A 24,955-nucleotide genomic window follows, 5' to 3' on the forward strand; every position below is an offset into this window, starting at 1 on the left:
ACTGCCGCATCGCACAGCCGACCTGACCGCCACGGACGGTCGGCCCGACCAGCCGGATGCTGGACGGTAACAGGGCTGGTTCGGTTCCCGCCGGTTGCCCGGATGTGCGGGTGCCCGGCTCGATCGGTCGTCGAGCCGGGCACTGGTCGGTGACGGTCGGGACTCAGTCGTCCTGCTCGTCCCGGTGGTCGCGGCCGAGGCGGGCCAGGTCGATGGACCAGATGCCGCGGCCGTGAGTGGCGGCGTAGAGCTTGCCGTCGGGGCCGGTCTTCAGTTGCATGACGGTGGTGGTGGGCAGGTTGCGGCCCAGCACCTTGAAGTTGGTGTCACCGGGTGCGCGGTAGAACGCGGCCAGGTCGGTGCCGAGCGCCAGGCCGCCGTTCGGCAGCAGGCGGATGGAGTCGGCGGGTACGTCGGGGAGGTTGGCCGAGACGTCGGCCCAGGTTGCGCCGCCGTCGTGGCTCTCGAAGAGGTGACCGATGCCCGCGCCGGGGCCCTCGGTCCAGGACCGGGAGAAGCCGCTGAAGGCGACGAAGACGTGCTGGGCGTTGGCCGCGTCGACCGCGAAGCTGGACACGTACCGGTTGGGCAGGGTGCCGTCGACGGGCAGGTTGAGCTGGTGCCAGCCGGTGCCGTCGGCGTTGCCGACCGCGATGCCGCGGGTGAAGCCCTGGTTGTTGCAGGGGCCGCACCAACCGGCGTAGACCGTTCCACCGGAGGCGGCGACGGCGGTGGCCACGTGGCCGACACCGAGGTCGTAGGCACTGGTCCACTCGGAGCCGCTGCGGATGGCGAAGCCCTTGTCCTGCACCCAGACGTGCTGACCGCCGGCCACCCAGGTGTTGGTGTTCTTGGCGTCCGTGGTGATCGGCGCGATGAAGCGGGCGGCGCTGGCGGCCTTGTCCGGCGGGGCGACCTCGTAGGAGGTGGCCTTGGTGGGGTCGGTGGACCAGGCGCCGTTGTTGACGGCGCAGTTCTGGGTGACCCACATGTCGAGGTAGACGTACTCCTCGGCGATGTTGCAGCCGTTGTTCGGGTCGACGATGGTGTCGGCTCCGTCGCCGCCGAAGTCGGATCCCATCACCTTGTCGCCGGCGCGCAGGATGGACTCGCCGTTGTCCTGCAGACCGCCGCTGACGGCCACGCCGTGACCGGACGGGTCCTTGCCGATGCCGACCGAGTAGTACTGGAGGGTGTTGATGGTGCCGTCGTTGAGGGACTTCCAGTCCTTGGCGTGGCCGCCGGAGTCCACCGCACCGTTCAGCGGGCGGCTGTAGATGCCGCCGTCGTTGCCGACGTAGACCGAACTCTGGCCGTGGTAGCTGCCGATGGCGACGGCGTGCTGGTCGGAGTGGACGGTCGGCGAGCAGTCCCCGGTCTGCTTGGCCGGGTCGATGCTCCAGCACGGGAAGTTGAAGTTCCAGTACGGGCCTGGGGTGATCCAGCTGCTGCCGCCGTTCTTGGTCTCGAAGACCTCCTCGAGTCCGGCGTAGACGTGGTCAGCATTGTTCGGGTCGACCTGGAGGAACTGGTTGTACCAGGACTGGATACCGGGCTGGTAGCCGTCGCCCTGGAGCGCGGAGCCGGAGTTCCTCAACTTGTCCTTGTCCGCGATCAGCGTCCACGGACCCGACGGTGAGCCGGACTTGGAGACGTAGACGCCCTTCAGCCCGGTGTCCGGGTTGTGTGCCATGACGTCCGGGGACTGGTCGATCGCGTAGTAGCGCGAGCCGTCCGCCGAGCGGGCGAAGGTCACATTGCCGACGTTCGCGGCGTCGGTCGGCAGGTCGCCCAGCGAGGCGACGCGCTGCCAGGTGCCGTCGGCGGCCTTGCTGTAGAAGCCGTTGTAGGTGTCGCCACCGCGCCAACCGACCGCGAGAACGACCTTGGTCGGGTCCCTCGGATCGATCGCGATGTCGTTGGCGATGTTCTTGTACGGCGCGCTCGGGTCGGACGCCTTGGCACCGCCGGGCAGGTAGTCCGGGTTCGGCGCGAACTCCAGCGTCCACGGCCCGGACAGATCACTCGTCGAGTGGCTCCACACGCCGCGGCTGGTCGCCGCCCACACCCGGTCCCCACCGAAGCGCAGGGCGTGGATCGTGGTGGACTCCAGCTCGGCGCCGCCGACCCGCATACGCGGCTCGAACTCGCCGTGCTTCGGATCGGCGAGGACGTACACGCCGGTGCCGACGAAGGAGGTGGCGCCGGTGTTGGACTCGCCGGTGGCGTACCAGAGCCGCCCGGCGCCGTCGAGGCTCAGCGCGCCGGTGGACAGCGAGGGCAGTTTGTCGGAGATGGCCTGCCAGTGACCGCCACCGGTGCGGGAGCGGAAGACGCCACCGTTGGCGCCGCCGGCGTAGACGTAGCCCTCGTCGTCAGCCGCGATGCCGGTGATGCGACCGGTGACATCGCCCGCGCCGCCGCTGGAATTGGAGTTGACGTCGCGGTAACGCGGATCGTCAGAGTTGTACGGCTTGTTGGTGACCTGGCTCCAGCTGCCCGGGGTGTGGGCCATCGACTGCAGCTGCGCCCACGCGGCGCCGTACGCGCCGGGCGCGACCACACCGGGCGCGGTACGAGCCTCGGTGAACTGCGCCGTGGATTCCATCGAGTTGAAGGCCTCGTCGGCGCCGCCGTCATCGCCGCCGTCCTTGGCGGTGAGCATGGAGCTGAGGTGGCCGGGCGATCCGGTCTTGGCGGCGTGCTGGCGGGCGACGTCCGCAAGGTGGCGGGCCTGCCAGGGACGGGGCTTGGGTGCGGGCGCTGCGAGGGCCTGGTTGGCGGTGAGCCCGAGCGCGGTGAGCGTGACGGCGCTGATCAGCAGCCGTCGGCGATGCCTGTTGGACACGGTGCGGTGTTCCTCCCCGGGTAGCCGGACGCGGGTTTCGCGCGCCTCGGTGAGCAGTCGGAAGCTTTCCGGTTCGGGCCGTGCGAAGTGAAGGGGAAGTACGTAACGAATGGCTAAAAGCCTTGCTCGGTAACTGACTTGATATAAACCGGACATGATCTGTCCGGCGGCCGTCGAGATGCCTGGACAGCACCGGTGTGCTGGTTCGGCTTGGTCAGCGTCAGGTCATGGGTGAGAGGTTGGGGACGGTGTAGCGGGCGGGGCCAGCAATTGGTCCGCACGGTCCTCGGACGGCTCCGTCGTCGACTACGGCAGCGATGGCGTCGACGTCATGCACGCGGTGGAGCCGGGACACCGGCCGGCCAAGTCGTCGAGGAGTACGTCGGCGATCACTTCCTCGACCACGGCGGTGCGCAGTTCGGCCATCGCGTCGCTGAGTGCCGGGTCCCAGGGTGCGGGAGTGAGGCGCCCGGGATCGGGTCCTGCGGGGATCCGGGGCACGGCGGAGCGGTAGTCCTCGGCTGCCATGCGCCAGGGAACGGCACCGGTCTTGGCCAGGACGTGGGCGGCGATACGGATGCCCTCGCCGTCGAAGTCACCGTGGTAGTGCAGGGAGGCGCCGCATGCGGCGAGTTGGCGCAGCAGGTGGATCACGGCGGTGTTGGGCCAGCCGGAGGTGCAGACGAGGGGCGGGCAACTGGCGCCGAAGCGCCGGATGGCGAGGGCGAGCACGCTGGGGTTCTCGGCGATGTGCACCGGCCCTGCGGACCGGCCGAGTTCGCCGGGTGAGCGGAGTTGGGCGAGGGTGAGGCTGACGGCGTGTCCGGCGTCGGCACTGATGCGGGCGATCCGGGCGACCGGGCCGTCGCCGCCCAGTCGAAGGCCGGCGGCGAGCACGGTGCTGGAGAGTTCGTCGTCGGCCACGCCGGCCCTGCCCCAGAGCGCGCGCCGCCCCTGGGCGCTGTCCGGCATGTCGGTGCCGTACAGCACCGCCAGGGCGCGCAGGACGAGGGAGGACAACCGCGTCCCGTCGTCGAGGGCGTGGGAGTCACCGTCGAGGACTCGGGCGGCGAGGACCGGGAGCGGTTCCCCGTCGGACGGGAGTGCGGCGAGGACGGTCAGCGCGGAGGCCAGCAGGCTACGGGTCCGGTCGGGCGAGCCGTCGACGAGGCCGTTGGTCCGCAGGTGGGTGACCCACTCGGTGAGGGCAGGCTGGGTGGTGACCACCTCGTGACCGACCAGCCAGTCCCACAGGGCGGTGCGTTGGATCGAGTCGCGTTCACGCTCGGCGGCCCGATCACGGATCGGGCCGAGGATGGCGGTCACCACGTCCCGCACGGGCCGACCGCAGGCGTCCGCCACGGCGGCCTCCAGCTGGGCGAGTCGTATCGTCGGTTCGGCGCTGGGTAGCCGGTCGAGGCCGAGGAGGTCGGCGAGAGCCTCCCGGCCGGCGTCGTCGAGTGGCCCGACCCGCACACGGCTGACCGGCCGGCCGCTGGACAGGCGGTCGTGCACGGCATGCCAGAGGGGCAGGAGTCCGGGGAGGTCCAGAGTGTGACGGCTCGTCATTCCGGCTCTCCCGTAGCGGCGTCGTCGGGCAGCAGGTCGGTGCCCGTCCAGGTGAAGCGGGCGCTGGTGACGGCGTCGTCGCCGTCGGCGCCGGTGATCAGCTGATGGACGGCGATCCCGGAGAGCTCGCGGTAGGTGCACCACTCGTGGTCGGAGGTGAGTACCAGGTCGAGGTCGAGCGCCGCGAGCAGGGCGAAGACCTGGCCGCGGTTGATGGTGTCGACACCGACGAAGACCTCGTCGAGGAGGATCAGCCTCGGGGATTCCGGGACCGCCTCGTAGTGCGCGGCCACCGCGGCGAAGAGCGGGAGGTGGAGGGCGATGGCCTTCTCGCCGCCGGAGAGCGCGCCGTGGAGCTTCTTGGTGAGCAGCTGCCAGCCGGCGCCGTTGGCGCGGTCCAGCTTGACGACGAACTGGTGCCAGGCCGTGTAATCGAGGACCTCGGCGAGTTGCTCCTCCCAAGTGGCGGCGGTATTACGGGTCTTGGCTTCCTCGATGCGACCGCGGAAGAAGGCGTGCAGGGCCTCGCGGTCGGCCTCGGTGATCCTGGCCGGGTCCTTGAGCAGGAGTTCACGGGCCGTCCTGGTGCCGGCGGGCAGATCGGGGTGGATCTGCCAGACCAGGCGCACGGCCATCTTGGACGCGGTGCGGACACGTTCGAGGTGGCCGTTCATCCGCTCCACCAGCTCACCGGCCTGGCGGATGCGGGAGGCGAGGTGACGGCGGGTGTCACCGGTGAGGGTCTGGTCGAAGAGGTTCCGTTCGGCGGCGGTGATGTCGTCCTGGCTGCGGTCCCGGTCGCTGATGAGCGTGGCGAGGAGCCCGGTCGCGCCGGTCCGGACGCCGTCGACGGAAGCCGTGAAGACGTGGGTGTCCTCGTCGGCTTCGAGTTCGAGGTCGGCGCGGGTGCTGAGGCTCTGGTGGGCTCGGTGGACGGCTTCCGACAGGCGGTTGAGCGAATCGCCGAGGTTCCTGGTGCTGTGCGGCAGGTTCGGCCACTTGGCAGCGGTCTCCCGGGCCGCTTCGAGGGTGGCGCGGGTGCCGTCCTCGGCGGTGAGGGCGAGAGCGATGCCGGCGTCCTCGGGGAAGCCGAGGACGCACAGCCGCCGGAAGCGCTGGGCGGCTTCGTTGCGGGCGGCCACGGCCTGGTCCCGGCGGTCCGCGTCCTGGGCCATGGTCGCGCTCAGTGAACCGATTCGGCCTTCCAGGGCGATGAGTTCCCGGGTGCCGGAGTCGATCTCGCGGCGGGTCCGGCCGAGTGATTGCCGCAGGTCGCTGATGCGGGCGGCCACCTGACGGTAGTCCTCGCCGACGGTGCTCTCGACCGCTTCGAGCGCCGATCGGAGTCCTCGGGCGGCGGCCTCGGCCTGCTCGGCCTCGGCTGCGCTCTCCTCGGCCACGGCGCGGGACGCCTCGGCATGGGCGCGGGCGGCCTCCCAGGCTTGTCGGGTCGCCACCCACGCGAGGTGGGAGTCCAGCCAGACGTCGGCCTGTTCGCGCAACGCGTCGACCGCGGCGGTGGTGGTGTCCAGGGCGGTGCGCTCGGTCGGCAGGGCGTGCTCGGCGGAGGCGACCGCGAGCGCGCGCAGCGCGACGGCGACCGCGTCCTCCTGCCGAGCGAGGTGCTCGACGACCTCGCGTACGGCGTCCTCGCGGGCGCCCACCTCGGACTCCGAACGCTCCCAGGCGCGCTTGGCCTGGTCCACCTCGCGGTGGTGCGGTCGGGACTCGAGGTCGGCGCCGAGGCGCAACCGGCGGTCGGCGAGGACACGGAGCTCCGCGTCGAGCGCGGCGGCAGCAGCGTTGGCCTCGGCCAACCGGGCCGTGAGCTCGGCGATCCGGCGCTGCCTGGCGCGTTCCCGGGCCGCGGCGCCGATGTGGCTGGACTCCGGCTTGGCCCAGCTGCCGGTCGCGGCCGCGAGGCGCCAGCTGCCGTCCGCCCCGACGGCAGCCGGGTGGGCTGCGGGGAGCCTGGGCCCGTAGGCGATGCCCGCGAGCAGCTGCCGTACCCGGCTGACCGGCACCGGGCCGTCCGACTCCGGGCGCAGGACGTCGAGCAACGACGGGCCCGGTGCAGGGGTGGCTGATGCCGGGTCGGCGAGCGTGTCGTGGCCAGGGACGGTGATGCCGCCGTCGGGGGTCATCCAGGCGTCGAGCAGCCCCGCCGCTTCCAGGGCCGCTTCGATGCCGGCCTGGTCTGCGGGTGGCACGCCCGGTTGGAAGGCCAGCAGGCTCCACAGCGGCCCTCCTGCCATGGCCGACCGGACAGCCGTGCGGGTGTGCGGCGGGACGGGCGGGAGATCGGCCGCAGCGGCGGTGCGCTCCAGCTCCTCCGCGATCCGGTCACGCCTGGCGCGGGCGCTGTCCCGGGTGGCGCGAGCGGTGGTCTCGTCGGCGGTGATGTCGCTCTCGGCAGCGCGGGCGGCGGCCTCGACCAGGGCCAGGACGTCGGCCTCGGCGGCGGCGCGGGAGACGAGTTCCTCCGTGTCGTCGATGCGCAGTTCGGTGCAGTCGGCCGTCGCCCACTGGCGCAGCCGGTCGGCGTGGACGTCGACCGCGGTCTCGTAGTCGCGGGCGTTCAGGTCGCGGCACGTGATCGCCGCAGTCAGCCGGCCGCGGGCCTTGTCGAGGTGGTCCTCAGCTGCCGTGCGGTCCGCGACGGACCGCTCGTGGCGCTCGATGGCGGCGCGCACCTGGGCGATCTGGCCGTGCCGGGACGCCACCGCACCGCGCAACAGACGACGTGCGCCACGCCCCTGCTCCCCCGCGTCCGCGGCTGGGCTCGGCGCATTGTCGAGCATGGCCTGCACCTCGGTGCAGAGGGACTCCATGGCCGCACGCCGCGCCGCGCCCCTGGTGTCCTCCCGGGCCGCGCGGGTGTGCTCGGCGCGCCGCTCGGAGCGCAGCCGGGCCTCATCGGCACGGCCGGCGTCCTCGCCGGCCGTGCCGATCTTGCGGTCGGCGGCGGCACGCAGGCGGTCGGCGGTCTGGCCGGCGTGGTCGCTGCGGCGGCGGAGCTGGTCGAGTTCCTGGCCCTGCCGGTAGACCTCCGAGTCGAGCAGCCCCTCGATGGCGCCCTCGATCTCCTGCGCCGTGTGTTCGAGCTCTGCCTTCCCCAGGGTGCTCCGCTCGCGCTCGCGCAGGGCTTCGGCGTGCTCCTCCTCGCTCGTGCGGGCGATGCGGGTGAGGTTGTCCATCTCTGTGGTCGCGGAGATCTGCGCGCCCGCCGCGGCGCGCAGGACGCGCTGGGCATAGCCGCGCTGCTGGGCGGCCAGGGCGGTGGCTGCGGCGACCTCCTCGTCCAGGGTCTTCAGGTGCTCGCGCTGGCGGTCCAGGCGTTCGAAGCCTTCGGCGAGTTCGGTGATCTCGCCCTGGCCGAGCGGGGGCAGCGCCCGGGAGAGCAGCGAGGAGAGCAGCGACGGGTCCAGACGCTCGGAGAGCTTCGGGGTGCGGAGCTGGAGCAGAGCGGTGATCAGGGCGTCGTACCGCTGCTCGCTCAGGCCGGGGAAGAGCGTGGTCCGGACCGCGCTGCGATAGTCGGCCGACGATGCGTGGAGCTCGCCCTGGCCCCGCAGGGCCTCGGCCAGGGCGGCGCGGGTGAGCGGCTGGCCGGCGTCGTTGACCAGGGCGAGGCCGCCGGGGCGGTCGATCCGTGCGGTGGTGGTGAAGAAGTCGGCGGTGACACCGCTGGTGTGCACGCTGGCCTGGAGCCTGGCGCCGCAGCTGAACCAGACGGGATGACCGTCGCGGGTGTGGACGAACTCCAGCCAGACGTAGCCGACCCGGGTCCTGCCTGACGCACCCTCACCCATCAGGTTCCAGTGCATGGTGCGCTCGGAGCCGCCGAAGGTGGACAGCCGGTTGGGGCGCAGGCTGGCGTCGAGCAGGAACGGCAGCAGCACCTCGAGCGCCTTGGACTTGCCGGTGCCGTTCTGGCCCCTCAGCAGCAGGCGGCCCTGGTGGAAGGTGAAGGTCTCGTCGTAGTAGCGCCAGACGTTGAGGATGCCGGCCCTGGTCGGCTGCCACCGCGCCGGGCCGGCGTCCACGGTTCGGGATGCGGACGGCGGCGGGAGTTCCGTCACGGTCATCAGAAGGGATCCTCCCTGGTCATGATGCGGGGCTGTCGGCAGCGGTGGCGCGATAGCGGAAGGCCGCAGGCCGGGGGACCGTACGGTCGCCGACTCGGCGGGCCAGACCGAAGTCGGTCAGGACGCGGATGGCGTCGGCAGTCAGCCGCTGGGCTCCGTCCTCCGACTGGTAGCTCTTCGCCCACTGCGGGAAGCGGCGCAGCAGGTCGTGCGCCTCGGCAGTGAGCTGTTCCGGCGTCAGCCCGCCCGGAGCAGCCGTCAACGGTTCCAGCAGGAGCAGGGCGGCGACGCGGGCACTGGCGGAGTCGTCGGGGAACCGGCTGTCCGTGGCGATCCCGTCCGGGTCGACGAGCAGCAGGCCGTCGGCGCGCTCCTCCAGCAGGAAGCCGCCCTGCTCGGCCGCGCGTCGGACGATCTGACGGCCCGTCGGGGAGGTGAGGTAGGCCAGTTCGTCGGCGGAGAGCTCGTCGTGGTGGAGCACCGGGTCGTCGAACAGCCGGCGCAGTACCGAGTGCCGCAGTCGGAGGTTTCGCTGCGCCTCGGATGCGTCGGCACCGCCGTACCGCTGCTCCCGCACCGTCTCCCGCAGGAGTTCCTCGAAGCGCAGAGGTACCTCTTCGGCCGGTACGGCCAGCCGGGACGGCCCGACGGGTGCGGCGAGCAGGCGCATCAGCACCGTGGCGTCCACCCGGTAGAGCACCTTGGCGTCCGCCGAATCGACGAAGCTGTCCGTGACGCCGTCCACGGTGAGTAGCGCGCCGTGGGACTCCAGTAGCTTGATGACGTCCACGAAGGCCATGCGTTCGGGCTTGCTCGCCGTATCGAAAGGCGGCAGTGCCTCGTCGGTGGCGCAGGCCTGGACGATGCGGTCGGCGAGCAGACCGACGGTCGTCACCGGGATCGGCAGCAGCTCGGCCGCGACGACACACAGCAGGGTGTAGCGGCGGCGGTCGAACGGCGCCTTGCCCGAGCGCAGTCGGCGGGCGGGGCGGGAAGCGTCGAGGACGGTCCGGATCTTGAGCAGCCGCGCGTACCCCAGGCGCGGCTCCAGCACCAGCTGCCAGCCGCAGTGGTAGTCGAACCACTTCGTCAGCGGGTCCTGCCTGCGGCGGATCAGCTCGAAGCCGGACGGGTCGCCGCGCTCGGTGATCAGCGGTCGGCCGAGGAGCAGTCTGATGCCTCGGGCGACGTCCTCCCGCTCGGCCAGGACCAGCTGGTTGGCGAGGGTACTCATCCGCTCTCCTCTCGAACCCACGCCCGGCTGCTGCCGGGGCTGCGGATCTCCACCAGGTAGTCAGGTCCCTCCAGCCGTCCGTGAGACGTCCGCAGGACGGCTCGCCCACCGTCGGGGACTGGTCGCAGGACGATCTCGACGCGGCCGTCCAAGGTGACCGCCCGGCGCGCACCGCTGCCGTCCGGCCGTACTGCCAGCGCCCTGCCGAGGAGATCGAGCAGCCGCTCGAAGACGGCGTGGTCGAGCATGCCGAAGCCCGAGAGCCGGACAGGGCCGTCCGTGCCCAGGACGTCCCAGGCCGCTTCGAGTTCGGCCCGCTCCTTCCGGGCCCGCTCCGCGCGGGCCGCCTTGATCCCGCCGATGTCGCGCACCTTGCCCGTACGGGTGAACCGCTCGGTGCGTCCGCTGGTGCGCAGCAGGGCGGACACCCTGACCGGAGGGGCTTCGGCCCAGCCGTACGAGGAGGGCACCAACTCGGGGTCAGGATGGGCGAGGTGGGCGTGGCGAGCCGGTCCGAGGCCGAAGGCGGCCGACCACAGGCGGTGCAGGTCCTCCTCGGTGGGCGCGGCGGCGAACCAGCGAGCCAGTTCGCGGAAGTCCTGCGCGACGCTGGAGGACCGCCGACGCGACTCGGTGATCCGGTCGAGGACCTGAAGGAGCGTCACGATGGCGCGCCGCGCCACGTCGTGCAGCTGCTCCACGCGGGGTCGCGAGCCGTCTGCCGGTAGGAACCAGGCCTGCAGACCCTCCCAGCGCGCCCGGCGCCGCTCAAGCCAGTCCGGCGCGGGATCGCCGTCGGCGAGCGGCGGCAACTCGGCACCGTGAAGCGCTCGTTCGTGCAGCAGGCTCACGCCGCGCTGCTCGACCCGCTGCACGGCCGCGGCCACCGCCTGCCCGCGCTGGTCGAGGTTGAGGAGGAACTCCTGGAGGTAGGCCACCGTCGCGGCCTTGACCTCGCGGAAGGTCGCCAGGTCCGCGCCCTCGGCGCGCAGCAGGCGTTGCAGCTCGCCGTTGAACGCCTTGGTGTTCGCCAGCAGCGCCTCCAGGTGGCCCTCCAGTTCCTGCAGGGTGGTGAAGATCCGCCGGTCCGACGACGCCGGGTCGCCGAGCAGCACGTACAGCTCGTCGAGCCGATCGGTGACGGCCTCCAGCACGGCGGTCTGGAGCGCGCCCGTCGCGGCGAGCACGGACAGGGCGTGCTCCACCCCGGCGAGTGCGGCCTCGCCGCGCCGGGTCAGCGAGTACTGGAGGTTCCGGCGCTCGTACTCCTCGGCCGTGCGGTAGTTCTCCGCGTGGTTCTGGACGACGTCGAGCAGCTCCCAGGCGCGCAGCTGGCGCAGGGCGTCCTGCAGGTCGTCGTCGTGGATGGCGTCGAGCCAGCCCACCGACCGCAGGCGGGTGCGGACCTCGTCCAGCCCGAGTGCCGTCTCCAGCCGTTCGTTGGCCGCACCGAACGCCTGCAGGATCGCGCCGTAGAGCTCGGCCCTGTCCCCCGTCGTGAACCGGAACATCTCCGGCGGCACCCTGCGCAACGGCTCCCCTCCTCCCCGCCGGTCACCCCGTTTCCGGCTGGCACCACAGTACGCGGACGCACCGACAGCGCCGGCCGGGTTCTCCATGCCCGCGGCGGCCGGGGTGGGACCGCTCCCCATCACCCCAGCATCCACGGCCCGAGTATCTCAGTCCGCCCACCCTGAACAGCCACATGGGATTCCCGACCCACAACCGCCATCAGCGAGACGTACCACTCCGGTCGCTGACATCATCACCACGGGGCTTCCCACCGCCGAGTGGGAGCGGATCACCGAGGACCAGGTCGCGCGGCTGGTCCGTTTCGTGTTTGCGCGGATCCTCGACGTGGCCTCGTTCCACCGCCCGGCAACTCGGGCGCGATCTTGACCATCCTTCTTCCGTGCGCACCCTGCACTTCGCCCGCCGCCACGTCACCGCCCAGGCGGCGCTTCCCCCCTCCCGAATCGCCCGGGCCCGAACCCAGAGCCTGCGCGAGACCGCTGAACTACTCTTGCCCGTACGACGGTTGCGCGCCAACCCGCGCGTCATCGGACGCGGGATGTCCCACGGGTCCCCCGAACGCACCCGGCCCAGGGGTCAAGGTCCGGTCAAGGATTGGGCTGCGGGGCTGGTGGGCGCCTATCCTTATGGAGGTTTTAACAGGCACCTCGTTCGGTGAGGCGTCTTCACGGACACAGACCACTGATCCCATCGGTCGAGAGACACTCCGGATCAGGGCAGGTCTGTGCCCGGCTCAAGGGTTGCCCCCAAGTGGCTTCTCCGCATCTCGCGGGGACACGCCGTTAAGTGCCGGAACTCTGAAGAGTCGGGGTGCGCCGGGTACTTGTACCGGCTTCTCCTTGACGCGCCGCCGTGACGTCGGGTCGCGGCCGGGAACGGAAGGAGGCGAGATGGACAGTAGTCCGGGCCATAGTAGGCCCCTTCCCATGTCGTCCTCGTCATTCTTCCGCGGCCCAAAGCGGTCCCCCCTCCCCTGATCCGTCCCGTTCACGACGGCATCTCCGCCCGGTTCACGTCCGGGTGGGATGTGCCGCCGTGCGTGCGGCGCCGTTACGGCGGCCAGGAGGCGGCGGTGCACCCTTGGGCCTCCTGATGCCTCGTCACACCGAGGCAAGGGGGTGTTCATCGTGGCTGCCACCACTCTGTTCATGTCCGCTACGGCCCGTCTGCGCGGTCGCACGGTCGACGCCGAGCGCCGCTCCACCGCCTCACGAGCCGTCCGCACGTCGCTGGTGTCCCTGGCCGGGCTGATCGGCGGTCCGGTCGCCAACCAGGCCGGCCAGGAGGTGGGGCGCATCGTCGACGTGGTCGCCCGCCTCTACGGACCCGAGCCCTATCCGCCGGTCACCGGCCTGATCATCCGCATCGGGCGGCGACGCGCCTTCATCGCCGCCGACGCGATCGACAGGGTCCTCTCCGGGCAGGCGCGACTGCGCACCGCCCGCGTGGACCTGCGTGACTTCACCCGCCGCCCCGGCGAGGTGCTGCTCGCCCGAGACGTGATGGACCATCAGCTCGTCGACATCGACGGCATCCAGGTCACCCGCGCCGCCGATCTGTACCTGGCGCCGCTGGCCGACCGCACCGTCCTGGTCGGGGTGGACGTCTCCCTCTCCACCCTGCTGCGCCGCATCGGCCCCCGCCGCTGGCAGATCCGCCCCACCCCGGAACGCGTCCTGGACTGGCAGTCCGTCGCCCCGTTCGGCGAGCAGGCCATGCACGGGCCCGCCGAGGTGCGGCTGCGCGCGTCGCGTTCCGCGCTGCACCGCATGCGTCCGGCCGACCTCGCCGACATCCTCGAGGACCTCGGCCGACACGAACGGCAGCAGCTGCTGGACTGGCTGGAGCCGGAGCATGCCGCGGACGCGCTGGAGGAGATGGAACCGGCCGAGCTGGAGAACCTGCTCCGCGAAGCGCCGCCCGAGCACGCCGCCCGGCTGGTGGACGAGATGGAGCCGGACGAGGCCGCGGACGCCCTGCGCGACCTGCTCCCCGGCGAGCGCGAGACCCTGTTGGCACGCATGCCCGCCCCCGAGGCTGCCGAGCTGCGCACCCTGCTCACCCACCGCGAGGGCACCGCCGGCGGCGCGATGACCACCCTGCTGGTCACCGCCCGTCCCTCGCAGACGATCGCCGATGTGCGCGCGGAACTGGCCGCGCAGGCCGAGCACCGCACCGAGGTCGACGCAGTCGCCGTGCTGGACGACGATGACCGCCTGATCGGCGACATCCCGCTGTTCGACCTGGCGGTGGCCGAGGACACCGCGGTGGTCGCGGACCTGGTGGCCTGGCTCGCCCAGTTCGGCCCGCCGGTCACCGTGCGGCCCGACACCCGCCTGGCCGAGGCCGCCGACCACCTTGTCGCCGCCCGCGCCACCTCCCTGCTCGTCGTCGACCAGGACGCGCACCCACTTGGCCGGATCCTGGCCGACGACATCCTCGACGCCCTGCTGCCCGAGCGCGGGCGCCTGCACTTCCGGAGGCTTCTCAAGTGACCCGCGACCTCGACACCGTCACCGCGGCAGCCACCGCGCCGCCCGCCGTCGCAGCGCCTTCCCGCCGCAGAGGGCTGCGCCGTCTGGCCGCCGTCGCGATGGTCGCCGGCCCCGGCCTGGTGGCCGCGAACGCCGGGAACGACGCCGCCGGCATCGCCACCTACGCCTCGGCGGGCTCCCAGTTCACCTACGGGACGCTGTTCTTCATGGTGCTGGTCACCGTCGCCCTGGTGATGGTGCAGGAGATGGCGGTCCGGCTCGGCGCCCACACCGGCAAGGGTCTGGGCGCGCTGATCCGCGAGCAGTTCAGCCTCCGTCTGACCGCGCTCGCCGTCTTCTGCCTGCTGCTGGCCAACACCGGCCTGGTCGTCAGCGAGTTCGCCGGGATCGGCGCGGCGTTCGAGCTCCTCGGCGTTCCCAAGTGGGCGGTCATCCCGCCCTCCGCCGTCCTGTTGTGGTCCCTGGTGCTGTTCGGCTCGTACAAGTGGGCCGAGCGCATCTTCCTGGTCATGTCGCTGGCCTTCTTCGCCTACCCGGTCGCCATGGTCCTCGGTCACCCGAACTGGGGGCAGGTCGGCGAGCACCTCGTCGTGCCGCACATCGAGCCCAGCAAGGACTTCATCCTGCTGGCCGTCGCCCTGATCGGCACCACCGTCAGCCCCTACATGCAGTTCTACGCCGCCGCCGGTGTCGTCGACCGCGGAGCCAAGCCCGCCGACTACAAGCTGATCCGGGCCGACGCCGTCCTCGGCGCGGTGTTCGCCTGCCTGATCAGCCTGACCATCATCATCGCCACCGCTGCCGCGATCGGCGGCACCGGCCCCCTGGAGTCCGCCGCCCAGGCCGCTGAAGCCCTCAAGCCGGTCGCCGGGCCGAGCGCCGAGCTGCTGTTCGCGTTCGGACTGATCGGCGCCTCCGCGCTGGCCGGCGCCGTCGTTCCGCTCTCCGCCAGCTACGCCGTCGGCGAGGCCGCCGGCGTCGAACGCTCCGTCTCCCGCCGCTTCCGCGACGCCCCCCTGTTCCTCGGGCTGTTCACCGCCCAGATCGCCCTCGGCGCGATCGTCGCTCTCACCCCCGTCGATGTGATCCAGCTGCTGATCGGCACCCAGGTCCTGCAGGGCCTGATCAGCCCGGTCGTGCTCGTCTACCTCCTGGTCCTCACCAACCGCCGCTCCGTCCTGGGCGAGGCGGCCAACAGCCCCAGGTACCGCATCGCGGCCACCACCGTGGTCATCGGCGTGGCCGCCATGTCCACCATCCTGCTCGTCCAGACCGTCCTCGGCTGGTTCGGAGTCGGCTGAGCATCGTCCCGCCGGCACAGACCGCCTGGTGACCGAGCCCTACTGGTTCCAGCTGACCCGTCCCGGTTCACCTCCCGGCGACGGGGCCCCGACCACGGCCGATAGCATCGCGCACATGCTGGCGCTGCTCCACACATCGTCCGTCCACGTCCCGGTCTTCGACGCGCTTCGCGACCGCGACCACCCCGGCTTGCCCTTGCGGCACATCGTGTCCGAGGAGTTGCTGACGAGGGCCCGGACCGACGGGCCCGACGCCGTTGCGGGGGACATCGACAATGCGCTCGCCTCCACGGTCGCCGACGGGGCCGCTGCGGTGTTGTGCACCTGCTCGACGATCGGCGGCGTCGCGGAAACCCGTGCCGCGGCGTTGGGAGTGCCCGTGTTGCGCGTCGACCGTCCGATGGCGGCAGCCGCCGTCGCCGTTGCACCCGGCGGGGACCGGACCACCACACACATCGTCGTGATCGCCGCAGTGGCCGACACCGTGGTCCCGACAGTCGCCCTCATCGATGAGGAGGCCGCTCGATCCGACCGGTCGGTCACGGTGACGGCCGTCGTGGTCGACGGCGCTTGGGACCAGTTCGAACGAGGTGACCAGGCCGGCTATCTGACCGCGATCGCTGCCGCCGTCGAGGCCGTGGACGGCGCGGACGTCATCGTCCTCGCCCAGGCATCCATGGCAGGGGCCGCGAATCGGACCACGACCGCCGTACCGGTCCTGTCCAGCCCCGCTCCGGGACTCCGCGCCGCCGCTGCCGCCGCGTCATGCCCTGCCAGCAGAACCGAGTAGTCGACCGGCATACGTGCGCGCTTCGGTTCCGCCACCCTGCCCACCGACTGGAACGCTCACTGCCCGGAGGCCGTGACGGCGGCGGCGAACAGGGCTGGAGGTTCGCCGACGAGATCGACCCGGCGGCACACTCCACGAGTACCGACCTGCCGCTGCCGCCCGGACTTCGCGGATGAATGAATCGGCACCCGCAGTGTCAGCGGCACCGACGACGCCCCTCCGCACCACCACGCCGACTCCCGGACCCGCACGCTGCGCGCGCACCAGCGGCCGAAAGCGGCTCCGCCAGTGGCTCCCCACGCCCTGGGCAGCGCCTCAGCTCCAGTCGAAGGTCAACACTGCGAGCCGCTCGACGGGCTCGAAGAACAACAGGATTGAATCAGCGCCCGTTCCGCGGTAGTGCCAGCCCGGCACCGACGCCACGAAGCGGAACGGGTTCCCGGACGGACTGACCGGCCATGCGCTGTCGTCGTCGTACTCGATGTGGAACAGCTCGGGCCGGACCCAGTTCCCGTGAGGGTCCGCATCGCCGCCGAGTTGCTCCAACAGTGCCATGGCGTTGGGCCCAACGGACCGCAGGGACCCGTTGTCATGACGCATGAGCAGGACGCCCTCACGACGGAAGGCGTCCCGGTGCGCCAGGTAGCTGCGTCCCTCGGACTCGCAGTGCCCGTCGAGTTCCGCACGGAACCCGGGCCAGGGGTCGGGCAGCTCCTCGCGGGTCGTCGCTTGCACGAAGTAGCGCCGGTCGCCGAGCAAGCGGTAGCGGTCGTCCTCGATCGAGAACCCGAGCCAGTTGGTCTTCTGCAGGGGCGAGTGGAAGGCCTCGGTGTGGTCGCCGAGGTAGCCGCTCGCCGGTTCCAGCGGGCTGACCAGGTGGATCCAGCCGTGCCAGGCCGGGTCCACCCCGGCGAGATCGATCGAGATCAACGGGTGCAAGTGCTCTGCCAGTTCGACCTGGTCGGAAACGAACACGTCCGCGGGCTCAGGGTAGACCCGCAACTCGGTCCCGGCCGTCATGACATCTTCCCGCATTCGGAAACCTCCATCGCTCTCCCCTGGCGATCGGCCAGGCTGCCAGCACGTGTGATCGATCGAGGGAAAGTCAACCCTGCCCATCGGACACTCACGCCCATCCGCTCCCCGTCAGCCCGTCCCCACAGGTGACGGGACCACGGCGCTCATTCCCGAGATCGATTTTCGGTGTCGTTCCGGCTTCAACAGGCGTGGCCGAGTCGTAACTGCCGTGTCCCGGCTCACCGCCGCCGCCGTCGCGGAGCTCTCCACACGCCAACTCAACCGCTCACTCCTCGGCTGAAGCGGGTCAGTCGCATCAGTGTCGGGCGACAATCGTCGGGTGAATGAAGCCAGCGTGGTGCACGTTTTCCTCTCGTGGGGCCGGTTCTCCTCGTTTGAAGACATCCGCGACTACGTCGATCAGGGGCGGTCAGAGGACGGGGATGCGGAGCCATCCGTTTTCATGGGAGAGGCTGGGATTGCCGAGCTCGAACCGATGTGTGTCGAAGCCATCCACGCCCAGGACGACGGCCACCTCGCTCCGGTTGTCCCCGAGGTACTCCTTCGAGATGCCTCGTACGCTGACCAGTGGCTGCCACAAGTGGAGTCAACCGAGCTGGCCGACGCTGCGATCTGTGTCTTCGCTCCCAACGTGGTCACCAATCCGCACGGTACCTCTCTGCACTACCTCGGCCGGTTCGCCTATCGCGTCTGAGGGTCTCCCAGTGGGGGTGCAGGTCGAGATCGTCCCCGGCACCGGCCGCGCCCTCCCCGCTCACGACCCCGCGCTCGTCACCAGCCGGATCCTCACCGTTGGACCCCCGGTGCGAAGGGGCCGCGATCAGGCACGCGTCGGGCCGCCCACGGTGGCGGAGGGCGGACGGCATCCGCCGGTCGATCGTGGCCATCGCGCGGCGCGGGGCCTGCTGCCCGATCAGCACCGCGGTGTCGGCGTGCAGAGCCTCACAGATCTTCAGAAGCGACGGCACTCCCAGCGTGCCGCTCGGGGCGGCCGGATCCTGCCGTTCGGCCGCGTATGCGGCCCCGCGCACGCGGGGATGGCCCCTACGCCTTCTCGAACCGCCTACGCTGTGCCGAGGAGAGGAGACGAGTTGATGAGCACTGCCCCCGCCACGCCTGGCGACTACAGCCGTGTACCGGATCCGGAACGTGCGCTGAAGTACGCCGTACAGCACATCGCCGGTGACCGCGCCGAGATCGTCGAGGGAGTCATCACCCCCATGTCGCCGTCCTGGGCGCACGAGAACGCCACCGATCTGATCCGGGAGCAGATCGGCCCGCGCATGCGCGAACTCGGCCTACGTGCCGGCTCCGGCAACCTCGACCTGCCCGGCAGCGAGAACTGGTACATCCCCGACATGGCCGTCGTCCCCGCCGAACTCGCCAAGACCGAAGGCGCACTCCTGCCCGACCAGACGGTACTTGTAGTGGAGGTCACCTCTCCCTCCAACAGCGACACCGACCGTACCGTCAAACGCCGCCGTTACGCGCAGTACGGTGCCCCGCTCTACCTGCTGGTGGACCGACAGGAGAACTCCTGCACCCTGTTCTCCCAGCCCGCACGACTCGGCTACACCCGCGTGGAAGGCCCGCACCCGTTCGGTATTCCGGTGCGCCTGCCGGAGCCGTTCGATCTCGATCTCGACACCAGCGATTTCTGAGCACCTCCCTGATTTGGACGGCCCCGCGGACGCGGGGATGGTCCCCTTGGCGCGGGCCGGGAGTCGGTGCCCGCCTAAGCGGTGGGCCGGATCTCCGCCAGGATGCCCTCCGCCCCCTCCTCCAGTACCCGACCAGCTCTCCGACCCTCCTGGCCACGGCATTGCGATCACTACACAAGACGCTATCCGGAGCGACCGCAGCTTCCTTGGACTTCGGTGCGGAGTTGACTACGAGTGCGCATCAGGATCCGGCCGAGCATGTTCTTGCCGGTTCCGGTCCTCCCGCGTCCCCAGTAGTGGTCGGTGGTGGTGTCCTCGACGATCTCTTCGTCGGCGGTGGACAACAGGATGTCGCGGATGTCGGCATGCGTCCGGAACTTGGTCGTCACGGCACGGCGCATCACGTCGTCCTTGACACGGTCCCAGTCCCGCCGCAGCGGTTTGGACGGGTCACGGCCCAACTCGGCTGCACGCAATGGCGTGCGGGCCCGGCGGATCAGATCAGCATGGCGGGTGCCGATGAACTTCTGGGCCTGGAAGTAGTGCTCCGAGGTTGGCCATAGGTGCCCGTCGAGCTCCAGGCTGTGCGCAGAGAAATTGGAGAAGCAACCGTAGGGGACCTCGTCGGCACCGTAGAAGTAGATCGTCATCCGAGCCTCGTGGCAGTTGCGGGAACCCGCACGGTCTCAGCGCTGGGCTGCACTCGCAACCGGTTTTGCCCGCCCTCCCCTCGGCCCGAGCGGGTGGCATCCGCGACGGGCTGGTAGGAGCAGCCGAGCCGCAGGACCTGGAGCAGTTCGTCGAGGACGGTCCGGTCGCCGTCCTGGCGTGCGGCGCCGCTCACTGGTGACTCATGACGCCTTCCGCGAGCGGCGCGAACAGCATGTTCCAGTTGCCTGTCCACTCGTCGGGTCGCGCCTGTGCCCCGTGCTCGTGGGGAGGCCGCGGCGGGCCCGTCAGCGCTCTCGGCCCGCCTTCCCCCAGGCTTCGGTGAACAGGGTCGGCAGCGGCCGGGTGGGCACCACCGCCGCGTGGGCCGCGGAGGCGCGCTCGGCGGGGTACGGCAGCAGGGCAAGCTTGGCTGCCTCCAGCGGAAGCCGGGGTGCCTTGAGCTCCGCCCAGGCTCCGGGGACGAAGAGCTGCCGTCCGGCCCGCGCCCGGGTGGTCCGCAGCACCAGGCCGGTCGCCGCCAGGCTCTCCCCTGCCTTCCTCAGCGCCGCTGCGGACCAACTCGTCCACTGCTTCACCCGGCGGTCGGTCGGGTCGGGCAGGGCCAGCAGCATCAGGTAGAGCGCAGCCGCGTCCACCGGCAGTCCGCAGACCTCGGCGCACTCGGCCACCAGCTCGGGCACGCTGCAGCGCGGGTCCTGCTCCCAGCCGGGGCTGCAAATGGAGTCCCCCGCGAGGTGGGCGGCCAGCTCGGTCAGGCCGCCGGAGAGCAGCAGCCGCAGGTCGGCCAGCGCGGGCAGGCCCGAGCCGGACGGCTGCCAGTGCGACGGCAGCAGTGGCTCCGGGCAGGCAGCAACCGGTGCACCACTCGCGCCAGTTCGCGCTCCGGGTCGAGGCCGGCAGTCCGCGCCGTCCGCCGGATGTCCCGGGCATTGACCTCCTTGATCCGGGCCCGCAGCGCGGTGTCCCTCAGCGCGCCGACCGCGTCGAACGCCGTGTAGCGGTCGGCCAGCCAGTCCTGGTCGCACGGCTCGGTGAGGCTGCGCTCAGCGGCCCGGGCCCGGGCGAAGTACGCGACCGCGGCCGCGCTCTCACGGTTTTCGAGGCACCGGTCGGCCAGCCCGTCCAGGAAGCAGCGCAGCAGCGCGGGTTCGGCCTTGGCGAGCTCCCGGAAGACCGCGTCGAGATCGTGCTTCAGGTACCGCTGCCAGCCGGCCGTCTCCCGTTCGAAGCGCTCGACGAAGTGCAGCACCGCCTCCGCCCGGCCGGGGTGCTCGGCCAGCGCGGACTCGGGGAACGGTATCGGCCCCCGGTCCGGCAGCGCGGTGTCAGCCGTGCCGATGAGCTCCCACCCCTGGTGGGCCATCAGACGGTCGCGATGGCGGCCCGCGTCGGCACCGGTGAGCAGCACCCGGACCTCGTCGGGCGGCAGTGCCGGGTGGACGTACGAACGGGCCACCAGGGTGCCGCACTCGGGGGTCGCGTTCTGGAGGCGCTGGAGGCATGGGGACACGTGGCCGAACGAGCTTCCTGGACAGGCGGCTACACCGAAGATCCGCCGTTCTGACTCGGGGACGCGCAGTGCCTTCAAACCGCCCGCTGATCACCGCGCGTCATCACACGACACAAGCTGAGCCAGAACCGGGTCGACCTGGGCTTGGTCCGCTTCGACGGACCGGGCACGCGGTACCGGACACTGCCCACCAGGCGGCCGCGCCCCAGGCCGCCTCGTGCCGCCAACTCCCGTAATCCTCCGGTGAAATGACTTCAGGAAGCCGTTGCGCCAGCCGGTACCGGCTGTGGAGCGCCTCCCGGGCCGCCGCCGGTGGCAGGGCGTGGGCACGGAAGTCGCGGATCAGCCGGGCATCGCCCCAGCCGTAACCGACTCCCTGGCGGGCTACTGACCGGAGGTGTTCGCGCACCCGGCACCGCCTCACCGCCTCCGGTGCGAACACCAGCGTGTACGAGGAGAGTTCGGCTCGTCGGCAGAGCTCGACCTCGTCACCACCGCCCGCGTACTCCTCAGGCGGCGCGGTGACCGCGGATCGGTCGGGCCTGCCGTTCTCAGAGGTAGCGCCGCCGGTGTCGGAGCGTCCCGGCGATCCGGCCGGCGCGGAGCGCCAGGACGGCGAGCCAGGCGCCGCGGCTCTCCGGTGAGGCGGCCAGGTCCCGTGCGTGGAGCAGCAGGCCCCACCACGCCCTGGCGGCCTCGGCGGGCCGGGAGCGGGGCATCCCGTGCGGGCCGAAGTCCCGGTAGAGCTTGGCGTGCGATCTGCCGTAGCGGTACTGCTGGTGGACGATGGCGCGCGGTTCGGCGCGGAGCCGGTAGTGCACGACGGCGTCCGGCGCGAAGTCCAGGCGGTATCCGGCCAGTTGCGCCCGCCAGAAGAACTCCACGTCGTCGGAGCCGTAGCGGTAGCTTTCGTCGAATCCGCCGAGTCGTCTCCACAGCTCCTTGTGGAACCCGCAGTTGGCGCCCAGTGGATAGGGCAGGAAGCCGAAGGTGTCGAGCAGCCGGTCGGCCCCGCGCGGCGGGCGCGCGGCGAGTGCCACGGAGCCGTTGAGCATGCGGCGCTCCATCGAGCCGCCGACGGCCGGACTGGTCCGCAGGGTCTCCACCATGGCGGTCATCCAGTCGGGGGCGACGAGGTCGTCCGCGTCGCAGCAGAGCACCAGTTCGCCCCTCGCGTGCCGGCAACCGATGTTGCGCGCGTGGTTCGCGCCGCCGCTCGCCGGAGCGCTGACCACCTTCAGCTGCGGCATCCTGAGCTGCCAGGACCGGAGTACCTCGCCGGTGCCGTCGTGCGAACCGTTGTCGACCACGACGACCTCCCACGGTCCCGGGTAGGTCTGCCGCCACAGCGCCGCGAGTTGCGAGGCGATGGTCGCCGCGGCGTTGCGCGCGGGGATCACGACCGAGACCGTCCCGGCTCCGGGTGGCCTCTCGGCTTTCTCGGCCTCGTTCAACTGCTGCGCTTCCGACATGGAGTCATACTGCGCCGCCGCCGGGCCATACCGCGCGGATCACCGCCGGGGTGTCCCGCAGATCGGGCAGGACGGACTCCGCTCCCGCCGCCCGCAGTTCGGCCGCGCCGGTCGTCCCCGAGGCGACGGCGACCACGCGGGCCCCGCCGTCCCGGCCCGCTGCCACGTCCCGTACGGTGTCGCCGATCAGGACGGTGTTGCCGGCGTCGAAGACGCGGCCGTGGACGGCCGCGGCACGGCGCCGGGCGACGGCGACCAGGGCGGCCCGTTCGACCGCGTCGTCCCCGTAGGCGCCGACCTCCTGGTCCACCAGCTCGTCGAGTCCGAAGACGCCGAGCTTCAGGGCGGCGTTCGCGCGCAGGTTCCCGGTCAGCACGGACTGGACGACGCCCTCGCGCGTGCCCAGCGCGGTGAGGGTTTCGCGGGCACCGGGCAGGACCCGTCCGACGGCTTCGAGTTCTGCGGCCTTGTGGCGGAGCTCCTGGACCAGCACCTCGGCCAACCGGTGCCGCGGGGCCGGTCCGAGTCCGTTCCGGCGGAACAACTCGTCCATGATGTCCCGTTCGGTCCGACCCGAGATGTCCACCTGGTGGACCGCGGGGCGGCCGGTGAGCCGTTCGAAGGCGCGCGGGTAGATCTCGGCGCACCCGGGGACGCTGGAGATCAGGGTGCCGTCGATGTCCCACAGCAGCAGGGTCGCCGTCACGTGCCCGCCCCCCGCTGCCCGGCGCCGGCCAGGGCAGTGGCCTCGAACGGCCCGCGTCGCGCGACGCAGGACGCACTGCGGCGGGCCGCGAACTCCAGCGCCTCCCAGGTCCGCGAGCCGGAGCCGAGCGCGAACGTCAGCGCGGCGGCGAAGTTGTCGCCGACGCCGTAGGTGTCCACCACCGGCCCGGGGGCCTCGATCGCCGGGTAGCGCCGCGCGGGTTCACCGCGGCGGACGAACCGCCCGCCCCGGACACCCTCGGTGCTGACCAGCAGTTCAGGCGGTTCCGCCAGCAGCGTGTGGTCGTAGCGCTCGGCCGGGTCGTGCGCGCTGCCGACCATGGCGTCGACCACCACCCCCGACCGCGACACCGTCGCGAGCTCCCGCGAGGTCACCACCAGGACCGCCGCCTGCCGGGCCGCCCGCAGCACGGCGGTGTCTCCGGCGGTGAAGAACACCGCGTCGAAACCGGCCAGTTCCCGCCAGTCCAACGCGTCACCCCCGGCCGGCTCCAGCCGTTCGCCGAGGGTGACGGTGGTGCGTTCCCCGGAGCCGTCGACCATGCTCACCGCCTCGCGGGTCCGCCCCTGGCGGGGTGCGGCCAGCACCCGTACGCCCCGCCGTTCCAGCTCGGTACGCGAGCTGTGCCCGGCGTCGTCGTCGCCCAGGGCGGTGAAGAAGGTGCAGCCGCCTGCGAGTTCCGCCAGCCCCACGGCGGCCACCGCGCCACCGCCCGCCGGGCCCTGCCAGAGCGGATCCGCGTGGATCACGTCACCGGGGAGCGGCACCGTCTCGACCCGGGCGATGGTGGTCCATTCGACATGTCCCACCACCGCCACCCGGAACCGGTCGGGCCCGGTGGGCCGGCGCAACGGCGTATCGCACAGAAGAGCGTCCTCGTCCATCAGTTCGTCGACTCCCGTACTGGACCCGGGAGAACCGGGCGCGGGAAAAGCACACGTCTGCTCGGGCACCGGACGTGATCGGACACGTCGTCGCCCGAGTGTGACACCCCGTCGCACCGCCGGGAAGAACACCTCGGCGATTCGGCCGGATCGCCACCCGCCGGGCCGATCCCTTGTTCCGGGACGGGTAGGCGTTCCGGGCCGACCGAACGCCTACGCACTCTTCCCTTCCCGTGGCGCACCTGCCTAGCCTGTCACTCGCCGGTCGCCGGGCCCCGGGGATCCCGCACGACCGGACACCCGCGCCACACAGACCGCACCGCTGCACGTCCCAACAGTCCGTACCGAGTTGGACGGAGAGCCGCGTGAAGTCTTCCCTCGTGCTACCCGAAACGGAATCATCCAGTTCGTCCACGGTCCGTGCGGTCCTCTTCGACTTCGACGGGACGCTGTGGGATCCGGAGCCGGACATCTTCCGCGCCCACGCCGAGATCTTCCTGGAATTCGGCGGACGGCTCTCCGCGGAGCTGTGGTCCTCGGTCGTCGGAACGATCGGGTTCGATCTGTGGGCGCAGCTGGAACAGTTCACCGGAAGGCCGGTGGACCGGCGGGCCCTGCAGGACCGGGTCCGCCGCCGGGAGCGCGAACTGCTCGGCAGACTGCGCGGCCGGCCCGGGGTGCACTCCGTCCTGCGGACGATCGACGCGCTGGGCGTCTCCCGGGCCATCGTCAGCAACTCGACCCGGAACTGGATCGCCCGGTACGCGCGGCAGTGCGGCTTATGGGAGGGGTGGAGCACGGTGCGGTGCGCCGACGGTGACCTCTCCCGCGCGAAGCCGGAGCCGGACCTGTACGTCGAGGCCCTCGACGTGCTGGGGGTACCCGCCGAGCAGGCGGTGGCCTTCGAGGACACGCCGAGCGGCCTGCGTGCCGCGAAGCGGGCCGGGATCCGGTGCGTCGCGGTGCCCAACCCGATGACCGCCGGGCTCGATCTGGGCGAGGCCGATCTGCGCTGCGACTCCTTCGAGCAGCTCGACCTGCCCGCGCTCCTCGGACCGCTCCCCCAGGGCCCCGCCCGGCCGGACCGCACCGGTCCGCTGCCGCTCACCCGGTGAGTGTGCCCGTCCCCGCGA

At 71.5% G+C, this 24,955-nt stretch carries 19 protein-coding genes and 1 riboswitch; of the genes, 6 read left to right on the top strand and 13 right to left on the bottom strand.

What is annotated here, in order from left to right; translation table 11 throughout:
- Positions 1–163 precede the first annotated feature (163 nt).
- The 5 genes from ACWDAK_RS20525 to ACWDAK_RS20545 all read right to left on the bottom strand — a co-directional run bounded on the left by ACWDAK_RS20525 (position 164) and on the right by ACWDAK_RS20545 (position 11,271).
- Positions 164–2,848, bottom strand: coding sequence for a ligand-binding sensor domain-containing protein (locus tag ACWDAK_RS20525; protein WP_344639525.1), 2,685 nt, complete (start codon positions 2,846–2,848; stop codon positions 164–166).
- 306 nt (positions 2,849–3,154) lie between these two features.
- Positions 3,155–4,417, bottom strand: a complete 1,263-nt coding sequence (locus ACWDAK_RS20530) for a TIGR02679 family protein (protein ID WP_427394492.1) — start codon at positions 4,415–4,417, stop codon at positions 3,155–3,157.
- Positions 4,414–8,505: a TIGR02680 family protein gene (locus tag ACWDAK_RS20535; protein ID WP_427394493.1), complete on the bottom strand. Its 4,092-nt coding sequence runs from the start codon at positions 8,503–8,505 to the stop codon at positions 4,414–4,416. Before ACWDAK_RS20535 ends, ACWDAK_RS20530 begins: the two co-directional genes overlap by 4 nt.
- 19 nt (positions 8,506–8,524) lie before the next feature.
- The gene (locus tag ACWDAK_RS20540; protein WP_344639528.1) at positions 8,525–9,739 is read right to left on the bottom strand and encodes a TIGR02678 family protein; all 1,215 of its coding nucleotides are present in this window, start codon (positions 9,737–9,739) and stop codon (positions 8,525–8,527) included.
- Positions 9,736–11,271, bottom strand: a complete 1,536-nt coding sequence (locus tag ACWDAK_RS20545) for a TIGR02677 family protein (protein ID WP_427394494.1) — start codon at positions 11,269–11,271, stop codon at positions 9,736–9,738. Before ACWDAK_RS20545 ends, ACWDAK_RS20540 begins: the two co-directional genes overlap by 4 nt.
- A 640-nt stretch (positions 11,272–11,911) precedes the next feature.
- Positions 11,912–12,089, top strand: a riboswitch (M-box (ykoK) riboswitch).
- 310 nt (positions 12,090–12,399) lie between these two features.
- Between ACWDAK_RS20545 and ACWDAK_RS20550 the strand changes: the two genes are divergently transcribed.
- The 3 genes from ACWDAK_RS20550 (at position 12,400) to ACWDAK_RS20560 (ending at position 15,858) form a co-directional block, all read left to right on the top strand.
- The gene (locus tag ACWDAK_RS20550; RefSeq protein WP_344639529.1) at positions 12,400–13,767 is read left to right on the top strand and encodes a magnesium transporter MgtE N-terminal domain-containing protein; all 1,368 of its coding nucleotides are present in this window, start codon (positions 12,400–12,402) and stop codon (positions 13,765–13,767) included.
- Positions 13,764–15,068 (top strand): NRAMP family divalent metal transporter, encoded by a 1,305-nt coding sequence (locus tag ACWDAK_RS20555; RefSeq protein WP_427394495.1) that lies wholly within the window; start codon positions 13,764–13,766, stop codon positions 15,066–15,068. The genes ACWDAK_RS20550 and ACWDAK_RS20555 overlap by 4 nt, the downstream gene beginning before the upstream one ends.
- A 115-nt stretch (positions 15,069–15,183) precedes the next feature.
- Positions 15,184–15,858: an arylsulfatase gene (locus ACWDAK_RS20560; RefSeq protein ID WP_427394517.1), complete on the top strand. Its 675-nt coding sequence runs from the start codon at positions 15,184–15,186 to the stop codon at positions 15,856–15,858.
- 315 nt (positions 15,859–16,173) lie between these two features.
- Here the strand turns inward: ACWDAK_RS20560 and ACWDAK_RS20565 are convergent, their stop codons facing one another.
- Positions 16,174–16,893 (bottom strand): hypothetical protein, encoded by a 720-nt coding sequence (locus ACWDAK_RS20565; protein ID WP_427394496.1) that lies wholly within the window; start codon positions 16,891–16,893, stop codon positions 16,174–16,176.
- A 322-nt stretch (positions 16,894–17,215) separates the two neighbouring features.
- Between ACWDAK_RS20565 and ACWDAK_RS20570 the strand changes: the two genes are divergently transcribed.
- Positions 17,216–17,590, top strand: a complete 375-nt coding sequence (locus ACWDAK_RS20570; RefSeq protein ID WP_344639532.1) for a hypothetical protein — start codon at positions 17,216–17,218, stop codon at positions 17,588–17,590.
- Between the two features lie 400 nt (positions 17,591–17,990).
- Complete coding sequence (locus tag ACWDAK_RS20575; protein ID WP_344639533.1) at positions 17,991–18,557, top strand: Uma2 family endonuclease; 567 nt, start codon at positions 17,991–17,993, stop codon at positions 18,555–18,557.
- Positions 18,558–18,739: 182 nt separating this feature from the next.
- On the opposite strand, the gene ACWDAK_RS20580 is transcribed toward ACWDAK_RS20575, so the two are convergent.
- The 7 genes from ACWDAK_RS20580 to ACWDAK_RS20610 form a co-directional block, all read right to left on the bottom strand.
- The gene (locus tag ACWDAK_RS20580; RefSeq protein ID WP_344639534.1) at positions 18,740–19,207 is read right to left on the bottom strand and encodes an NADAR family protein; all 468 of its coding nucleotides are present in this window, start codon (positions 19,205–19,207) and stop codon (positions 18,740–18,742) included.
- Positions 19,204–19,401, bottom strand: a complete 198-nt coding sequence (locus tag ACWDAK_RS20585) for a hypothetical protein (protein ID WP_427394497.1) — start codon at positions 19,399–19,401, stop codon at positions 19,204–19,206. The genes ACWDAK_RS20580 and ACWDAK_RS20585 overlap by 4 nt, the downstream gene beginning before the upstream one ends.
- A gap of 112 nt (positions 19,402–19,513) precedes the next feature.
- Positions 19,514–19,909, bottom strand: a complete 396-nt coding sequence (locus tag ACWDAK_RS20590) for a hypothetical protein (protein ID WP_344639536.1) — start codon at positions 19,907–19,909, stop codon at positions 19,514–19,516.
- A 71-nt stretch (positions 19,910–19,980) separates the two neighbouring features.
- Positions 19,981–20,739, bottom strand: coding sequence for a hypothetical protein (locus ACWDAK_RS20595; RefSeq protein WP_427394498.1), 759 nt, complete (start codon positions 20,737–20,739; stop codon positions 19,981–19,983).
- 551 nt (positions 20,740–21,290) lie between these two features.
- Positions 21,291–22,211, bottom strand: coding sequence for a glycosyltransferase (locus tag ACWDAK_RS20600; RefSeq protein WP_427394499.1), 921 nt, complete (start codon positions 22,209–22,211; stop codon positions 21,291–21,293).
- 4 nt (positions 22,212–22,215) lie between these two features.
- Complete coding sequence (locus tag ACWDAK_RS20605) at positions 22,216–22,917, bottom strand: HAD family hydrolase (protein WP_427394500.1); 702 nt, start codon at positions 22,915–22,917, stop codon at positions 22,216–22,218.
- Positions 22,914–23,822, bottom strand: a complete 909-nt coding sequence (locus tag ACWDAK_RS20610) for a PfkB family carbohydrate kinase (RefSeq protein ID WP_344639540.1) — start codon at positions 23,820–23,822, stop codon at positions 22,914–22,916. Before ACWDAK_RS20610 ends, ACWDAK_RS20605 begins: the two co-directional genes overlap by 4 nt.
- A 365-nt stretch (positions 23,823–24,187) precedes the next feature.
- Between ACWDAK_RS20610 and ACWDAK_RS20615 the strand changes: the two genes are divergently transcribed.
- Positions 24,188–24,937: an HAD family hydrolase gene (locus tag ACWDAK_RS20615; RefSeq protein ID WP_344639541.1), complete on the top strand. Its 750-nt coding sequence runs from the start codon at positions 24,188–24,190 to the stop codon at positions 24,935–24,937.
- Positions 24,938–24,955: the final 18 nt, after the last annotated feature.

This window comes from Kitasatospora sp. NPDC001175 (assembly GCF_053598215.1).

Coding starts and splice junctions, on each gene's coding strand:
- ACWDAK_RS20530 (WP_427394492.1), bottom strand. CDS start 4,417: ATGACGAGCCGTCACACTCTGGACCTCCCCGGACTCCTGCCCCTCTGG.
- ACWDAK_RS20535 (WP_427394493.1), bottom strand. CDS start 8,505: ATGACCGTGACGGAACTCCCGCCGCCGTCCGCATCCCGAACCGTGGAC.
- ACWDAK_RS20540 (WP_344639528.1), bottom strand. CDS start 9,739: ATGAGTACCCTCGCCAACCAGCTGGTCCTGGCCGAGCGGGAGGACGTC.
- ACWDAK_RS20560 (WP_427394517.1), top strand. CDS start 15,184: ATGCTGGCGCTGCTCCACACATCGTCCGTCCACGTCCCGGTCTTCGAC.
- ACWDAK_RS20565 (WP_427394496.1), bottom strand. CDS start 16,893: ATGCGGGAAGATGTCATGACGGCCGGGACCGAGTTGCGGGTCTACCCT.
- ACWDAK_RS20575 (WP_344639533.1), top strand. CDS start 17,991: ATGAGCACTGCCCCCGCCACGCCTGGCGACTACAGCCGTGTACCGGAT.
- ACWDAK_RS20580 (WP_344639534.1), bottom strand. CDS start 19,207: ATGACGATCTACTTCTACGGTGCCGACGAGGTCCCCTACGGTTGCTTC.
- ACWDAK_RS20600 (WP_427394499.1), bottom strand. CDS start 22,211: ATGTCGGAAGCGCAGCAGTTGAACGAGGCCGAGAAAGCCGAGAGGCCA.
- ACWDAK_RS20610 (WP_344639540.1), bottom strand. CDS start 23,822: ATGGACGAGGACGCTCTTCTGTGCGATACGCCGTTGCGCCGGCCCACC.